15 protein-coding genes and 2 other annotated features are annotated in these 16574 nt (G+C 33.0%); of the genes, 1 reads left to right on the top strand and 14 read right to left on the bottom strand.

Going from position 1 to position 16574, the window contains the following annotated elements; genetic code table 11:
* Positions 1 to 6: 6 nt before the first annotated feature.
* The 14 genes from M3005_RS02745 to M3005_RS02680 all read right to left on the bottom strand — a co-directional run bounded on the left by M3005_RS02745 (position 7) and on the right by M3005_RS02680 (position 15719).
* Entirely contained in the window at positions 7 to 867 is an 861-nt protein-coding gene (locus tag M3005_RS02745) for an amino acid ABC transporter substrate-binding protein (RefSeq protein ID WP_293793502.1), read from the bottom strand.
* 4 nt (positions 868 to 871) lie between these two features.
* A complete protein-coding gene (locus tag M3005_RS02740; protein ID WP_293793501.1) occupies positions 872 to 1510 on the bottom strand; it encodes an amino acid ABC transporter ATP-binding protein in 639 nt (212 codons plus the stop codon).
* A 15-nt stretch (positions 1511 to 1525) separates the two neighbouring features.
* Positions 1526 to 2164 carry an amino acid ABC transporter permease gene (locus M3005_RS02735; RefSeq protein WP_293793500.1) on the bottom strand — a complete coding sequence of 213 codons (639 nt, stop codon included), beginning with the start codon at positions 2162 to 2164 and terminating at the stop codon, positions 1526 to 1528.
* 42 nt (positions 2165 to 2206) lie between these two features.
* Positions 2207 to 2430: a binding site (T-box leader), on the bottom strand.
* 43 nt (positions 2431 to 2473) lie between these two features.
* Positions 2474 to 3277: a septum site-determining protein MinD gene (minD, locus tag M3005_RS02730; RefSeq protein ID WP_293793499.1), complete on the bottom strand. Its 804-nt coding sequence runs from the start codon at positions 3275 to 3277 to the stop codon at positions 2474 to 2476.
* Complete coding sequence (locus M3005_RS02725) at positions 3277 to 3948, bottom strand: septum site-determining protein MinC (protein WP_293793498.1); 672 nt, start codon at positions 3946 to 3948, stop codon at positions 3277 to 3279. The genes minD and M3005_RS02725 overlap by 1 nt, the downstream gene beginning before the upstream one ends.
* A gap of 33 nt (positions 3949 to 3981) precedes the next feature.
* Positions 3982 to 4500 (bottom strand): rod shape-determining protein MreD, encoded by a 519-nt coding sequence (mreD, locus tag M3005_RS02720; RefSeq protein WP_293793496.1) that lies wholly within the window; start codon positions 4498 to 4500, stop codon positions 3982 to 3984.
* An 18-nt stretch (positions 4501 to 4518) separates the two neighbouring features.
* Positions 4519 to 5364 carry a rod shape-determining protein MreC gene (mreC, locus tag M3005_RS02715; RefSeq protein ID WP_293793493.1) on the bottom strand — a complete coding sequence of 282 codons (846 nt, stop codon included), beginning with the start codon at positions 5362 to 5364 and terminating at the stop codon, positions 4519 to 4521.
* A gap of 56 nt (positions 5365 to 5420) precedes the next feature.
* Complete coding sequence (locus M3005_RS02710; RefSeq protein ID WP_293793492.1) at positions 5421 to 6422, bottom strand: rod shape-determining protein; 1002 nt, start codon at positions 6420 to 6422, stop codon at positions 5421 to 5423.
* Between the two features lie 179 nt (positions 6423 to 6601).
* The gene (locus M3005_RS02705) at positions 6602 to 7912 is read right to left on the bottom strand and encodes a bifunctional folylpolyglutamate synthase/dihydrofolate synthase (RefSeq protein WP_293793491.1); all 1311 of its coding nucleotides are present in this window, start codon (positions 7910 to 7912) and stop codon (positions 6602 to 6604) included.
* A gap of 55 nt (positions 7913 to 7967) precedes the next feature.
* A complete protein-coding gene (locus tag M3005_RS02700; RefSeq protein ID WP_293793490.1) occupies positions 7968 to 10628 on the bottom strand; it encodes a valine--tRNA ligase in 2661 nt (886 codons plus the stop codon).
* Between the two features lie 38 nt (positions 10629 to 10666).
* Positions 10667 to 10879: a binding site (T-box leader), on the bottom strand.
* Between the two features lie 45 nt (positions 10880 to 10924).
* Positions 10925 to 11422, bottom strand: coding sequence for a peroxiredoxin (locus tag M3005_RS02695; RefSeq protein WP_293793489.1), 498 nt, complete (start codon positions 11420 to 11422; stop codon positions 10925 to 10927).
* Positions 11423 to 11527: 105 nt separating this feature from the next.
* Positions 11528 to 12745 (bottom strand): tRNA uracil 4-sulfurtransferase ThiI, encoded by a 1218-nt coding sequence (gene thiI / locus M3005_RS02690; RefSeq protein WP_053949853.1) that lies wholly within the window; start codon positions 12743 to 12745, stop codon positions 11528 to 11530.
* 15 nt (positions 12746 to 12760) lie between these two features.
* A complete protein-coding gene (locus tag M3005_RS02685) occupies positions 12761 to 13909 on the bottom strand; it encodes a cysteine desulfurase family protein (protein WP_293793487.1) in 1149 nt (382 codons plus the stop codon).
* Positions 13910 to 14009: 100 nt separating this feature from the next.
* On the bottom strand, positions 14010 to 15719 hold the full coding sequence (locus M3005_RS02680; protein ID WP_293793486.1) for a septation ring formation regulator EzrA: 1710 nt from the start codon (positions 15717 to 15719) through the stop codon (positions 14010 to 14012).
* A 160-nt stretch (positions 15720 to 15879) separates the two neighbouring features.
* Here M3005_RS02680 and M3005_RS02675 point away from each other — a divergent pair, with 160 nt between their 5' ends.
* Positions 15880 to 16344 carry a GAF domain-containing protein gene (locus M3005_RS02675; protein WP_293793484.1) on the top strand — a complete coding sequence of 155 codons (465 nt, stop codon included), beginning with the start codon at positions 15880 to 15882 and terminating at the stop codon, positions 16342 to 16344.
* Positions 16345 to 16574: the final 230 nt, after the last annotated feature.

Raw genomic sequence — 16574 nt, 5'->3', positions numbered from 1 at the left:
TCACCTCTACTTAGTTTGCTTAGTTATTTTTAAAAGTGGTGTTCTATAATTTTTACCGAACCATTTTTCACAAATCTTTTTAAGTTCTCCGGATTTAGCTAATTGTTTCAAAGCGATATTAATCTTATTTTTTAATGTTTTATCGCCTTTTCTAATTCCGACACCAAATTCTTCTCTTGGGAAAGCACCTGTTACAATCTTGTAATCATCTGGATTAGGTTGGTGTGCAATGTAATAGTTAGCATAAGTGCTATCAATTAATAATCCACTAATTCTACCGTGATTCAAATCAATAAATGCATTAGTAAAAGAGTTATACAAAATTGGTGATTGATTCTTAATATACTTTCTCAATAATTGCGGTTGATCATTTATATCATTTAGTCCGGACGAACCACTTTGTGCTCCCAAATATTTGCCCTTCATATCACTAAATTTATTAATGTTAGAAGATTTAAGAGTTACTAATTCTTGGTCATTGGACAAATATGGTGTACTAAAGTTTACCACTTTTTCTCGTTCTGGAGTAATCGAAAAACCATTCCAAATTAAATCAATCGTTGTATTGCGAAGTTCTGTAACGTTCATGGACCAATCGATTGGTTGAAATACTGCTTTAATTCCATATTTCTTAAATACAGCGTTAGCTAAATCAACATCAAATCCAGTGATTTTTCCACTCTTGTTTTCAAACCCCATTGGAACAAAAGTAACATCTAGACCAATAGTAATCTTTTTGCTTTGCTTAATTCTATTCCAATTATCGTAATGATCTGCTCTTTTAGTAACCGAAGAACAACCAGTTAGGATGAAGATAGTTAACAGAAGAATTGTGAATATGCCACTATATTTTATCTTTTTCGACATTATACTATTCCCCCTCTTTAAATGGTTTAACTTCTTTCACCTTATCAGCAACTTGTTTAGCAAATGACATATCGTGAGTTACCACAAGCTGTGTTATTTTTTGTTGTTTTAAATCTAATATAATCTTTCCAACTTCTTCACTAAGTTTTGGATCCAAAGCAGATGTTGGTTCGTCATAACAAATAATCTTAGGATGCATTGCTAATGTTCTAACAATTGCCACGCGTTGTTTTTGTCCACCGGATAATTGATATGGGTATAGTGTTTCTTTTCCAGTTAAATCTAGTTTATCAATTAACTCTTGAGCCTCTTTTTTAGCTTCATCTTTTGATTTTTTCAAAACTAATTGTGGAGCTAAAATAATATTCTCAATTACCGTTAGATTAGGGAATAATCCAAAATCTTGGAATACAACACCAATAACAGATTGAGTTGAATCTGATGGATCAATTTCTTTTCCATCTAAAATAAACTTACCAGAATCCGGTTGTTCTAATCCAGTAATACATCTAAGTAAAGTTGTTTTACCAGCACCTGAAGGTCCAACGATACTTAAAATTTCATCATCATCTACTGATAAATCCATATCCTTAATAATTGTTTTACCTTGAAAACTCTTATTTAATTTAATTACTTTAAACATGACTATTCCCCCTTTCTATCTCCAGTAATCAAAGTGTTGTTCTAATTTACGTAACGCAATAGTTAATATCGCAGTTAATGCCAAGTAGAATATAGCAACTAAAATCAACGGTACTAATGTAACGTCTCTTGCTGTGGCGATATTACCAGCTTGTAATAAGTCGCCAATTCCAATTACATAAACTAGTGATGAATCTTTAACTAAGTTAATTACTTCATTTCCAATTGATGGTAATACGATTTTTACGACTTGTGGAATAATTACTTTGCGTAAAGTTTGCCAACGACTCAATCTAAGCATCTTAGCGCTTTCAAATTGATTATTTGGAATTGATTGAAAACCACCTCTAAATATTTCAGCGAAATATGCTGCGTAGTTTAATGTAAATGCGAATAATGCTGCTTCAAATCTAGGAAATACAATTCCAATAATTGGTAACCCGTAGAAAATAAAAATAAGTTGTAATAATAGCGGTGTTCCACGCATGATCCAGACATAGAATTCAAAGATTAACTTGATAATACTTTTTCCAGTCAATGCTAGTGAAACAATAATTCCCAACGGAATTGATAGTACAATTGTTAAAACAAAAATTTCTAAAGTAGTTACTACCCCAGAAAATAATGAAGGTAATATTTCTAATATATATTGCATCTTTAATCCTCCTTAATAAAAAAACGCCCTTTTGGCATTTGCCAAAAGGACGTTTGAAAACGTGGTTCCACCTAATTTCCTATTTTGTTCACACAAAATAGCTTAATGAGTCATAAGACTCGCAGATAACGGTTGCACCGGTTTATTCCTAATTACGTTCAGAATAACAACTCACAGGCGTGAATGTTTATGTAGAATACCTATTTCTCAGCTACATAGGCTCTCTACGATTCATCCATAAACGAATTCCTGATCAAAGTTTTAATGTTAATAGAATAACTTATAATTATCATTTAATCAATAATTATATTAATTACGTTTAAATAAGTGCTTAAATTTATCCCAAGTACTTTCTTTTGAAGCATCAATTTTCATTAAAGGAACAGTTTCTCCTTCAAGTCTTCTAGATACGTTTCTGTATCCTTGAGCAGTTGGATTATCAGGGTTCATAACAATTGATTCACCATGGTTAGAAGTACTAATTACCTTATCATCATCTAAAATGATTCCTAATAAATCAATTCCAAGATGAGTGGTAATTTCATCCACATCCATATAGTTATCATCGTTCATTAGTGACTTTCTAATACGGTTGATAATTAGTTTAGGTGTTTCTTGTAATGGATGTTGTTCTAATAAACCAATTACTCTATCAGCATCACGAACTGCTGAAATTTCAGGTGTAGTAACAACAATCGCACCATCGGCACCTGATACAGCATTGATAAATCCTTGTTCGATACCGGCAGGACAATCAATAAATACATAATCAAAATCAGGTTTTAATTCGTCAACGATACTTTTAACTTGTTCTTCATTTAAAGCAGTTTTATCAGTATTTTGTGCAGCTGGTAATAGGTATAACAAATCATCGAAACGTTTGTCTTTTACCATTGCTTGAACTAGCTTTACTCTTCCAGTTGCCACATCAACGATGTCGTACATAACACGATTATCTAATCCCATTACAACATCTAGATTTCTCAAACCGATATCTAAATCGATTAAACAAACTCTTTTACCCATCATTGCTAACGCAATTCCGACATTTGCACTTGAAGTTGTCTTACCAACTCCACCTTTACCTGATGTAATTACAATGGCTTTTCCCATTACTCAATACCTCCAATTCGATTAAAGAACTTAGGATTAATCTCTTTTAGATTTTTTATTTTACCATAGCTTAAAACATGTAGATCATTTACATATACAACTGTTTTTTCAGAGTCTTCAATTGGCTTATCAGAAACAATATCGTATTGTTCACCCACGCGAACTTGCTGAGCAGTATGTAAATTACCAATTATTAGCTTACTTTCATCATCTGGAAATCCTGCTTGAACGATTCCTTCAACAATTCCCATATTGTAAATATTTCCAGTAGCAAATAATTTACCACCTTCATGGATTTTACCAAAGAACAAAACATCACCATCGATGTTTACTTCTTGACCATTTCTTATGACTCTACTCATAACATCAACGTTATTTTGCGCCATAATCTTTTGAGATTCTTCTTTGGTAATAACATTAGTTAAAAAATTGCCAATTTCTAAATTGTCATATTCCTCAACTAACTTAATAATATCATTTTTAGCTCCATCTGACATTAATCTATTACCTAATTGAACATTTAAACTAAGCTTGTTACTGTTTTTCTTACTTTCTTCGCTAAGATCCTCTAAAAGTTGTTTTAAATCAACAAGTATCTCTCTAATACTTGCAGTTTCTTTTAAAATTAACTCATATCCATCTTTTGTTCCTTTAAGTACTACTGATTGCATTTAATTAGATACTCCCTCTTATATCATGTTTAATTATTCAATTCTATCGAACAATACTCCCACTGGAATAAATAAAATCATAAAAATAATTAGATTGAATATTAAAGTAGGAATCATTGCATGGATTATAAAATAACTACCAGAATAGTTTGTTGCATGCATTAATCGATTTAAACCAAACGAAAGCATATTAATCAAAATTACATTTATTCCAAATGATAAAATTCCCATTAATACGTTTGTTGGTAAGTATTGGTATAATTTCTTTCCGATATAAATAGCCAATGGAAAAATTATAACATTAACACCAATGATTCCAGTATAGAACAAATCGAAGACTAACCCGATTATAGCTGCCCACATCTCAATATGCTCATTGGTTCTATTTATAAAGTACATTCCAAAAAAAAGCCAAATGAAAGTTAGATTAGGAACAAAAACAAAATTACCAAATAAAAGATGACTAAAGATTAATGAAATTGATCCATCAAGAAAAAACGCGATGAATAAACCAATTATAAATACATATCTAATTGGATAATACTTTTTCATGCTTAATCACCTCAAAATTTATTTATTAACAACGGTAACTACTTCTAAATCGTTCATATCGGCAGGTGTTTTTACATACACTTTAGTAGCAGTTCCAAAATCATCACTTGTTACTTTTGCAATTTTACCAATGTAAATTCCCTTTGGTGTTAATCCACCTAAACCATTAGTAGATACCTTATCATTCACTTTAAGTTTCACTTTTGTATTCAAATGACCAATGATTAATTGACCAGTCTTTCGATCATACCCGTTAATAATTCCATTTACGACTTGACCGCTAGAATTAATTGCTTCAACAGAGAACTTATCATCAGAGTCAACAGTATCTGAGATTAATTCAACTTTACTGTTAGTGTTATTAACTTCAATCACTCTTCCGATAAGTCCCTTAGCACCTAACACAGACATATTCTTTTGAATACCGGCAGATTTACCTTTATTAATTACAAATTGATTTTGCCATGCAGAAGGTGTTCTAACCAATACTTCAGCAACAATTGGGTTGTAGTCAGTTAATCCATCTTTGATATCTAACTCACGTTTTAGCTGACTGTTTTCTTTTTGTAATGCTTGGTCTCTCACCTTTGTAGCAGTTACAGTTTCCACTTGTGCTTTTAGTCTTTGGTTTTCTTTATATGTGTTAATTAAATTATTAACAGTTTCACCTGCATGTCTTAACGCATTAGATGGTCCTGAAACAGTCCATCCCACAATTCCAACCACGTCATTGCCGAATCTTTGAATAAATGGTGGCATTGATTTCTTATTTCTAGTGGATACAGAAAATGAAATAAATGCTAAACAGATAATAAAAATCACAGCAAATGTCATCCATTTTCGATTGGAGAAAAATTTTCGCATAATAAGTCCTCCGAACTAGCAAATAAGCGGGAAGATATCCTCCCCGCTTATCTAAACTATTTTCTCTTCATAATGTCGATGCTCTTTAGTGATTCACCAGTTCCGATTGCAACACAATCAAGCGGGTTATTAGCAATTGAAACAGGAACCTTTGTAGCTTCTGAAATAACTTGTGGTAAGTTCTTTAGTAAAGCTCCACCACCAGTTAAAACAATTCCATGATCAATAACATCAGCTGAAATTTCTGGTGATGTTTCTTCAAGGGTTTCCTTTACAGTACCAATAATTTCTTGGATTGGTTCTGCAATTGCTCGAGCAACATCTTCAGCAGTAATTTCGATACTCTTTGGTAAACCTGTTAATAGGTATCTACCTCTGATAGTAACATTTTCCATGTTCTTAGCTTCTTCAACTGAAGCTGAACCGATTTCCCATTTTAATCTTTCAGCAGTTCTTTCACCAATTAAAAGATTGTAGTTCTTACGAATGTATGCAGCAATGGCATCATTCAAACGGTCACCAGCAACACGTAGTGATCTACTTGAAACAATTCCACCTAATGAAATTGTTGCAACATCAGTAGTTCCACCACCAATATCAACAACCATGCTACCTTTTGGATCCATAATAGGAAGACCTGCACCGATAGCAGCAGCAAATGGTTCTTCAATTACGTAAGCATCCTTTGCTCCAGCAACACGAGTTGCATCAATAACGGCTCTCTTTTCAACGGCTGTAATTCCACTGGGTACACAAACCATTACATATGGTTTTCCTGAGTTACCCACAGCTTTGTTAATGTAGTATTTTAACATTGTAACAGTAGTTTCATAATCAGCAATTACACCGTCTTTCATAGGTCTAATAGCAGAAATACTTGCTGGAGTACGACCAATCATATCTCTAGCTTCTTGTCCAACTGCAACAATTTCTCCAGTTTTTGTGTTTTTAGCAACAACTGAAGGTTCTCTTAACACGATTTCTTTACCATCTACATAGACGATTGTGTTAGCAGTACCTAAATCGATACCAATGTTTTTAGTTCCAAATCCAAACACAGTTTTTCATCCCTTCATAATACATTTGGCTGGCTATTTTTAATTTCACCTTTTTAAATATACATATTTAAATTCACTTTATCAGTATACCATAGTTATTTCTTTATTTTAATAACATCCTCTAGTGTATACGATTTTACAATATTTATCATTAAACTTTTTCAATTTTAATGATTTTTTTATTCATTTGTAAATAACTTTCTGACATCAGATATGAAATAAAGTGATCCAGTAACCAATATCATGTCATCATCGGATACTTCAGATGCAACAGTCGCAATTGCTTCATGCCAATCATCAATCACTTGTACATCATTTTTGGCTTTAATCGAACTAGCGATTTCATCAACATCTACACTTTGTCTACTCCCGTAAGCTTCAAACTTAGTTAATACCAGATGGGCATTGTTTATTGACCCAATAATGTTTAGCATCTCCATATAACTCTTATCAGATAAAATCCCAATAATAATGTATATTTCTGTGCCATTAAAATAATTTTTAATTAGTTTCTTTAATTGATTCATCGCGTCAACATTATGGGCTCCGTCTAATACTACTAATGGTGATTCATTCACTCTTTCAAATCGACCTGGCCAAGTTGTTTTCTTTATTCCTTTGGTAATTACATCCCTGCTTGCATCTTCATTAGCGAATTCTTTAAACAAGCAATACGCTTTGATAGCACAGGCAGCATTATGTGATTGATATTCTCCCAACAATTGTGATTCTAATTTTCTAATCACAATTTGATTATCTTCATAATCAAACGTCTGCGTCCATCTATTGGTATTTTTTAAGTCACTAATAGTGAATTGATTTCCAAAAGAATATAATGAAGATTTTGTATTATTTGCTTTTGAAATAAAAACTTCCATTGCTTCATCTGATACATTTCCGACCACTACGGCACGATTTTCTTTAATTATTCCAGCTTTTTGTTCAGAAATTTCTCTAATTGTATTACCTAAAAGTTGCATGTGATCCATTCCGATAGTAGTTATAACTGAAACAATTGGAGTAATCACATTTGTTGAATCCAGAATTCCGCCAATTCCAACTTCGACAATCGCCACATCAATTGGTTGTTGCGAGAAGAATAAAAACATCATTGCGGTAATTATTTCAAACTCTGTTGGTCGATCTTCTGCTAGTTCTGCATCCAATTTATCAACAATTGGCTTAATCGTTGCCACTAAATCAACTAAATCATCATCAGAAATTGGTTCACCATTAACACTAATTCGTTCGTTGAATCTAGTTATGAATGGTGATGTAAAGGTTCCGACCGTTTTCCCTTCAGCCATAAAAATGTTTTTTAAATATGATACTGTTGATCCTTTACCGTTAGTTCCACCTACATGGATTATTTTTAACTTCTGTTCAGGATTACCAAGTTCTTTTAAAAGTCTTTTAATTGTATCTAAATTAGCATGTTTTTTGAATTTATATCTACCATGAATAAACGCCAATGCATCTTCATAATCCATTGTTAAATCACCATTCTTTCAAAAAAAGCCGGGCATCAATCCTCCCGGCTCTTTTCTATTTTTGACTTTTAATTTCTTCTAGTCTTTGTTTTGCAGCTTCTAGTTTAGATTGGTTATCAGATTGCTTTTCTTTTTCAGCATTAACAACGTCTTCTGGAGCGTTATCAACAAATTTTTTGTTTGATAGTTTCTTTTCAGCACGTTGTACTTCAAAAGTATAAGTTTCGATTTCCTTTTCAATTCTAGCGATTTCTTCATCAAGATCAACTAGCTCTGCTAAAGGAATACTGATTTCAGCATCTGTAATAATACCAGTCATCGCTAACTTAGGAGCAACGATATCTGATCCAATTGATAATTCTTTTGGATGACAGAATCTATCAATGTAATGCTTGTTTTCATTGAAGATATTCTTCAAGTCTTCATTATCAGTCTTAATTAATAAGTCAATTGATGATGACATTGGTGCATTAGCTTGTGATCTGATATTTCTTACTACCTTAATTAACTCAATCAAAGCAGACATATCTTTTTCAGCTTTAGCATCATTGAATTCATCATGGTTTACAGGATATTGTGAAACCACAATTGATTCACCTTCATGAGGCATTGTTAACCAAATCTTTTCAGTAACAAATGGCATCATTGGATGCATTAACTTAAGAATCTTGTCCAGTGTGTATGCAAGAATGTTTCTAGTGTTGTCTTTAGCTTTGGCATCATCACCTGTAAGTGTTTCTTTACTCATTTCGATGTACCAATCACAGAAGTCATTCCAAATGAAGTCATATAGTGCACGACCTGCTTCACCAAAGTTATACTTTTCAAATTGATCAGTAACTTGGTTCACAACACTGTTTAGCTTACTTAAAATCCATTTATCTGCTAAGTTCCATTCTGATGAATCAGGAAGTTCTGGTTTTTCCATATCTCCTAAATTCATAATTACGTAACGACTGGCGTTCCATAACTTGTTAATGAAGTTCCATGCAGATTCAATCTTTTCATAGCTAAATCTTACGTCTTGTCCTGCAGTATTACCAGTAGCTAAGAACCAACGTAAAGCATCAACACCATACTTATCGATAACATCCATTGGGTCAATCCCATTACCTAGAGACTTACTCATCTTACGACCTTGTGCATCACGCATTAGTCCGTGAAGTAAAACATCCTTAAATGGTCTACGGTCAGTAAATGTAAGACTTTGGAAAATCATTCTTGATACCCAGAAGAAGATAATGTCATATCCAGTAACTAAAGTATTAGTTGGGAAGTAACGTTTGAAGTCTTCTGAATTTTTATCAGGCCAACCTAAAGTTGAGAATGGCCATAATGCTGATGAGAACCATGTATCTAAAACATCAGGATCTTGTTCCCAATTTTCAACATCTTTAGGCGCTTCCATTCCAACGTACATTTCACCAGTTTCTTTGTGGTACCAAGCTGGAATACGGTGACCCCACCATAATTGTCTAGAAATTACCCAATCATGAATGTTGTCCATCCATTGAGTAAATGTATTTTCAAATCTTTCAGGAACAAAGCTAACCTTGTCATCTGTTGATTGATTTTTAACTGCTTTATCAGCAAGTGGTTGCATTTTAACGAACCATTGAGTTGATAGTCTTGATTCAACTTGAACTCCGGTTCTTTCTGAATGACCAACAGAGTGAACGATTGGATCAATCTTTAGCATAAATCCTTGTTCTTCTAAGTCAGCTACCATTGCTTTTCTAGCATCAAAGCGGTCCATACCGACGTATTTACCGGCATTTTCATTCATTGTTGCGTCACCATTCATGGTGTTAATACGTTTCAAATCATGACGATTTCCGACCTTAAAGTCATTAGGGTCATGGGCTGGTGTAATCTTAACCATCCCTGTTCCAAATTCAGGATCAACATATTGGTCAGCAATAATTGGAATTTCTCTATTAACTAGAGGAACCATAATCTTCTTACCAACAATATCTTTATATCTTTCATCACTTGGATTAACAGCAACTGCAACGTCACCAAACATAGTTTCTGGACGGGTAGTAGCAATTTCAATGTAGTCTTTACCATCAAAGGTAGTTCCATCAACAAATGGGTATTTAACATGGTAAAAGGCACCTTGGTCATCCTTATGAATAACTTCGATATCTGATAAAGCTGTTTGAGCTTGTGGATCCCAGTTAATGATATATTCACCACGGTAAATTAATCCTTGGTTGTATAAATCAACGAAGACTTTGCGAACAGCATCAGATAAACCATCGTCTAAAGTGAATCTTTCACGAGAATAATCTAGTGATAATCCCATTTTAGCCCATTGCTTCTTGATAGTTGCAGCGTATTCATCTTTCCATTCCCATACTTTATCAACAAACTTTTCACGGCCTAAGTCGTAACGTGAAATACCTTGTTCTCTCAACTTAGCTTCCACTTTAGCTTGTGTAGCGATACCAGCATGATCCATACCAGGAACCCAAAGAGTGTCATATCCTAACATTCTCTTTTGTCTAATTAACATATCTTGTAATGTTGTATCCCACGCATGACCTAAATGTAGCTTACCAGTAACATTTGGTGGTGGTAAAACGATTGAATATGGTTTAGCCTTTTTGTCACCACTTGGTTTAAAGACGTCTTGTTCTAACCATTTTTCATAACGTCCAGTTTCAACGTCATTATGGTCATATTTAGTTGACATTTCTGTTTCTTTTGCCATTTGCTTTCCCTCCAGTAAATAAAAAAAGCACCTCATCCTAATAGGACGAAGTGCTCGCGGTACCACCTAATTTAAAGTATTTACATACTTTCTCTTAACCAGTTAACGATGGCCCGTTCATATCTAAATTATCAAAATCAATATGAATGCTCACAAGTTACCTTCACCTAAATTACTGGAAAGATGTTTCACCTAATCATCTTTTCTCTATATCGCAGAACTTAGATTACTCTCTTGATCTTCGCATTTAAACTCTATACAGATTATATTAGACAATTTTTAGCCAACCGTCAACTCTATTTATTTAAATTTTCAACTACATCAAGTGCTTCGTTAAAATCAGGTTGTGAACCAATTTCTTCAACAACTTGACGGTAAACGATTTCGCCGTTTTCATCAATAGCAAAAATCATTCTTGCAAGTGCGTCGATGTCCTTAACATATGTTCCTGAAGCCATTCCAAAGTCGTTGTCAGCATCTGAAAGTAAATGCATGCTTTCTACACCTTTAGCAGCACACCATTCGCTTTGTTCTTCAACAGTGTTTTTTGAAATAGTATAAAAATCAACGTTTTCGTACTTATCTGATTTTCTGTTAAATTTCTTTGCTTCTAGACTACATGCACGTGAGTTCACATCAGGAACAGTTAAAATCAATGCTGGTTTACCCTTAAAATCAACATTAGTAAATGAGTTACCCTTTGCATCTAATACAGTAAATTCTGGTAAAGCTTCCCCTTTTTCCATTGGTTCTTTAATTGTTTGGACTGGTTTTTCTAAAAATTTTAATTCCATTTTAAATTCTCCTTAGTTATGACTTACTAGTTAAATAAAATACAACTTACACGATTAAATTGCAAGCAAAAAAGCTATCTAAGGATTAGATAGCTTTTTGATTAATTATAGTAGTTCAGCGAATACATCTTCTTGAGCATTCAAGAATTCTTCCCCTGGTTTGATATCAATGATTTGTACTTTTTCTAATGATCTTTGCATTAATGCTTCAACATCAATTAACTTTTCACAAGCTCTGGTCTTTTCCAAATCAGGTTTAGTTTTTGGTGCAGGTGGTGTAAAGACAGTACAACAATCTTCAAAAGGCATAATTGATAAATCATAAGTATCAATTTTTTCAGCAATCTTGATGATTTCAGTCTTATCCATTGAAATTAATGGTTTTAATACTGGTACAGTTGTAACGTCATTAATAGCCATCATGCTTTCCAATGTTTGTGAAGCCACTTGACCAAGTGATTCACCAGTGAAGACACCTTTACAATGTCTATCTAAAGTTAGCTTAGCAGCTAATCTTAGCATCATTCTTCTTTGAATGGTCATCAAGTAACCTTCAGGAACCTTTTCTTTAATTTCTTCTTGAATTTCAGTAAAAGGAACTTGAATGAACTGAATGTTTCCACCAAAACGAGTTAACTTACCAGCTAATTCTTTTGCTTTTGCTAGTGCTTGTTCACTAGTATATGGAGGACTGTAGAAATGAATCATGTCTAATTTAACTCCACGTTTCATCCCCATGTAAGCTGCAACTGGAGAGTCAATTCCTCCAGAAAGCATCATTGTCGCACGTCCACCAGTACCAACTGGAAGTCCTCCTGCTCCAGGAATTGTTTCGCTTGATAAGAAGATTCCATTCATTCTAACTTCAACTCGAAGCTTAATGTCAGGATCTTTCATTTGAACTTTAATTCCCTTAACATTTTCTAAAATATATCCACCCAAGGCATCATTGATGTCATGAGTATCCATAGGAAAATGCTTGTCTTGACGACGAGTATCAATCTTGAATGTCATCCCATCCTTAAATTGATTACTAATCATCTTTACAGCCATTTCTTTAACAGCTTCAATGTCTTTATCAACTTTAATTGATGGTGAGAAGTTTTCAATTCCAAACACGTCTTTTAATCTTTCAATTACTTTATCAGAGTCATCCCCGTTTAAAGTAACATGTAAACGATCTCGTTTAGCTGAAACCTTCAAGTTTTCAAAATCATGTAATACTCTATCAACGTTTTTACCTAATTGCTTAATAAAGTCTTTACGGTTTTTACCCTTTGTGGATAATTCACCGTATCTAACCATTATTTCAGTGTATTGCATTAACGGATTTCCTTTCTAAGAGTTAATCTTTTTAAATCTTTCATATAATTCATCAAATACTTCGTTAAATTTATTAGCTTCTTCTAACGAATTATGTTCATCCAAAGATATTCTAACAGCGCTTGTTGATTCATCCTCATCAACTTTCATAGCTGATAAGGTACCTGAAGCAACATGTCTTTTAGAAGAACAAGCACTTGTAGTTGAAATGTAAATTCCAAAGCTCTCAAAAGCATGAACTACAGTTTCGCCACGTACACCTAAAATTGCGAAACAAAGAATGTGTGGCGCAAATCCTGTATTATCCTTTGAGAAAATTTTGACTTTATCAAATTGAGAAATATGACTTAGAATATTTTGCTTGATTTCAAGTTGTTTTGCAACCTTTTTGTCTTGATCATCAAGTAATAAACGAACCGCTCTTGCCATTGCAGCAATCGCTGGTAGGTTTTCAGTACTACTTCTTAAGTTTCTTTCTTGGCCACCACCCGTGATAAGTGGCGCAATCTTTTTACCGCTTCTTTTGTACATAAAGCCAACCCCTCTTGGAGCGTGGAACTTATGTCCAGAGAATGTCGCAAAGTCAACACGATCATTAAAAATTAAGTCGTGGATTCCTTTACCAATCCCTTGTACGGCATCAATATGATAACTGATATTAGGGTAGTCTTTTAAAAGTTCAGCGACTTCTTTAATGGGTTGAATAGTCCCAATTTCATTATTAACAGCCATAATGCTAACTAAAATTGTAGAAGGTCTAATTGCTTTTCGTAAATCTTCTACGGATATTCGACCTTCGTCATCAACTGGTAGATATGTGGCTTCAAATCCTAATTGTGTTAGCTGTTCAATTGAGTTTTTAACCGCAGGATGTTCAACAGTGCTTGTGATAATGTGATTACCATAAGCTCTTTTTTCCATTGCAGTTCCCTTAATGGCCCAATTATCACCTTCCGTACCACCACTTGTGAATAAAATTTCACTAGGTAGCACTCCTAGCAACTTCGCAATTTGTGATCTAGATTGTTCCAATAAGTTAAATGATTGTTCACCAAATTGATGTAAACTAGATGGATTTCCCCAAAAATCCTTACTTACTTTATCATAAGTCGCTACTACAGAATCATCTGGTTTAGTAGTTGCACTATTGTCAAAGTATATCATTATTACCCTTCTTCATTTTTTTATTTGTCCGACTTAGCTATATTAGACATTATAACAGAAAAAAAGAAGTAACGTTTAGATCTAAACGCGTTACTTCTTCTTATTTAGTGTTGTTTTTTTCATCGTAATATTCTGTTTCAATTTGCTTATATGCACCTGGGTTAACTTTTTCAATTGCAGCTGCAATTGTTGCTAAACTCTTTTCGTATTGGAAACGAATATCAAAGTATTCTTTAGCCTTAGCGCATGCTTCGTCAATTTCAGCATTATCATTACGATATCTATTAGCGTATTGCATTAATCTTTCAGCTAACATGGCACTATCAACGATATTATCTGTATCATGAATTAAATCATTCATTGAATCAGAAATGTTAGCTAGTTTTTGGTTGATTTCATCCATACTAATCTTAACTTGATTAATGGATGATGAAAGTTTTTGAACATCGTTATATACATAATCATAACGTTCCAAGAAATCTTCTGTTAGACCTGGAAGATTTAAGTTATCAATTCGTCTTCTGATTGTTAATAACTGTAAATCAAATTTTTGTAAGCTATCTCTAGCTACTCTTTCTTCTTCACTCAAATCTGCAACAGAGTCATTAATATCTTTTTGACGTTTTTCAATCGCACTTAGTTCTTGCTTGGCATCTTGTTGATGTCTTTGAATAACAGAATAAACAGCCTTCTTGTTAGTAATAGTTTCAGCATCTTCATTGTAGATACTTTCAATTTGTTCAATTTTATCAGATAGTTCATTAGCATCTTCTAGTTCATTATGTTCTAAATTGTAGTTTTTGCTTAATCCATCTAATTCTTCTAGCAAGATTCTATTTTGGTTCTTTGCATGAAAAATGTAATCATAAATCAAACTAAGATTCTTTTTAACCTTACGTTTTGAAACGATTTCTTTTTCCATAAGTTCATATAATGAGTCAATAGTATCTTCAATGTATCTACTTGTTTTCTTAGTTTCGGGAATATCCAAAGTACATAGAGAATTCAATCCATCTTGGCATGCTTCCTTAAGCGCTTTTAGTGTTTCTTCAAATTCATCATCAATAAAGTTGTAATCTGTTTGAATCATAGTACTATGTCCACGATCAATTTCATCTAACTGTCTAGGGAATTCCTTTGATAGCGCAGCATATGTATCAGGGATTAACTTCATTAAATCATCTAATTCTTGGATTGAAACGTTAATTTGGTCCAATAATTTTTCTGATTTGTCTTGGTCACCATTTTCAGTTGATTCTACAAATTCGTCATATACTTCCTTGATAGAATTTAGCTTATCTTCAAGTTTTTCACTACTTGGTCCAAATGAATAATTTTGTGCTAGCAATTGTTGATTGATTTCTCTTAAAGTTGATTCAATATTATCAACTGCTTCTCTATGTTCTGAATCAAGAGTTTGTAATTGCAATAATCCTTTTTCTACGTTATCAATCACTTGTTCAGTTCTTTTAAGATCTTCGATAATGTCAGTAACTAATGCATTTGCTGATAGTAATTTAAAACTGCTGGCATATCTTCTAGCCTCATCTAAATCACGTTGGATAGATAATAATTCAGTGTTAAAAATCTTATTATATTCATCTTTATATTGATTAAAATGATTGTATGATTCACCATTTAACTTGATTTTAGAAGTAGCTTCAAGCGAATCCCCTACTGTTGAGTCGGCGATTTGATTTTTGTGTGATTCAACATCATCTATTTTTTTAATTAGACTATTTTTGTATATAAATGAAGCTACAAATATAACCAAGATAACTACTATCCCAAGAATTACCAAATCAATCATTTTTATATCTATCCCCTTATTTTTGTATTATTGTATTTTTTTGTATTAATTGTTTGAATTTTTAATGTTTTAATAATAAACTAATTTACATTATTTAATTATATCATACGTGATAATTATTAAAATACCTATTACCAATATATAAAGGAGTTTTTCAGAGATGGAAATCAATTCAATGTTAGCACAACAATTAGACGCATTATTAACTGACGAACATAATAATGTTGCCAACATGGCAAATGCTTCGGCATTACTTATGCAAGAACTTGAAGATGTTAGTTGGGCAGGTTTTTATACATACGTAGATGATAAGAACGAATTAATACTTGGCCCATTCCAAGGTAAGGTCGCTTGTGTTCACATCCCTGTTGGAAATGGTGTCTGTGGTACATCATTTAAAGAAAACAAGACACTTAGAGTGGAAGACGTTAATCAATTCCCTGGTCACATTGCATGTGATTCAAATAGTAAATCTGAAATCGTTATTCCAATTTCTAAAGATGGAATTTCCTATGGTGTATTAGACATTGATGCTCCTATTTTAAATCGTTTCTCAGAAGATGATCAAAAACTACTAGAAGAATTTGTAAAAGTCTTCGAAAACCATATAACAATTGACAATTAAGACTATTAATCATAAAATAATCTTTGTGTAAAATAATGCAGCAGTATACGGTAAGCTCGTCAACATATTGATGCCTATTAGGTTCAACTAGTACCCTCACGGCTGCTGAGGTGAAAATTGCAAAGCAATATGCACGAATACTAAGTATACAGTGATTATTTTACTCCAAATAATTATTTTTATTGGAGGATATTTTTATGTCTAGATATACAGGTCCAAGTTGGAGAATT

The sequence above is a fragment of the Apilactobacillus sp. genome (assembly GCF_025290035.1).
Classification (GTDB): domain Bacteria; phylum Bacillota; class Bacilli; order Lactobacillales; family Lactobacillaceae; genus Apilactobacillus.
Note: the sequence above shows the minus strand (reverse complement) of the source record. Positions and strands in the feature narration are given on the sequence as shown.

What these genes read in the sequence shown, in the direction of transcription:
- minD (WP_293793499.1), bottom strand. Translation starts at nt 3,277, where the DNA reads ATGGGAAAAGCCATTGTAATTACATCAGGTAAAGGTGGAGTTGGTAAG.
- M3005_RS02735 (WP_293793500.1), bottom strand. Translation starts at nt 2,164, where the DNA reads ATGCAATATATATTAGAAATATTACCTTCATTATTTTCTGGGGTAGTA.
- M3005_RS02725 (WP_293793498.1), bottom strand. Translation starts at nt 3,948, where the DNA reads ATGCAATCAGTAGTACTTAAAGGAACAAAAGATGGATATGAGTTAATT.
- M3005_RS02675 (WP_293793484.1), top strand. Translation starts at nt 15,880, where the DNA reads ATGGAAATCAATTCAATGTTAGCACAACAATTAGACGCATTATTAACT.
- M3005_RS02700 (WP_293793490.1), bottom strand. Translation starts at nt 10,628, where the DNA reads ATGGCAAAAGAAACAGAAATGTCAACTAAATATGACCATAATGACGTT.
- mreD (WP_293793496.1), bottom strand. Translation starts at nt 4,500, where the DNA reads ATGAAAAAGTATTATCCAATTAGATATGTATTTATAATTGGTTTATTC.
- M3005_RS02705 (WP_293793491.1), bottom strand. Translation starts at nt 7,912, where the DNA reads ATGGATTATGAAGATGCATTGGCGTTTATTCATGGTAGATATAAATTC.
- M3005_RS02685 (WP_293793487.1), bottom strand. Translation starts at nt 13,909, where the DNA reads ATGATATACTTTGACAATAGTGCAACTACTAAACCAGATGATTCTGTA.
- M3005_RS02680 (WP_293793486.1), bottom strand. Translation starts at nt 15,719, where the DNA reads ATGATTGATTTGGTAATTCTTGGGATAGTAGTTATCTTGGTTATATTT.
- thiI (WP_053949853.1), bottom strand. Translation starts at nt 12,745, where the DNA reads ATGCAATACACTGAAATAATGGTTAGATACGGTGAATTATCCACAAAG.
- M3005_RS02695 (WP_293793489.1), bottom strand. Translation starts at nt 11,422, where the DNA reads ATGGAATTAAAATTTTTAGAAAAACCAGTCCAAACAATTAAAGAACCA.
- M3005_RS02740 (WP_293793501.1), bottom strand. Translation starts at nt 1,510, where the DNA reads ATGTTTAAAGTAATTAAATTAAATAAGAGTTTTCAAGGTAAAACAATT.
- mreC (WP_293793493.1), bottom strand. Translation starts at nt 5,364, where the DNA reads ATGCGAAAATTTTTCTCCAATCGAAAATGGATGACATTTGCTGTGATT.
- M3005_RS02745 (WP_293793502.1), bottom strand. Translation starts at nt 867, where the DNA reads ATGTCGAAAAAGATAAAATATAGTGGCATATTCACAATTCTTCTGTTA.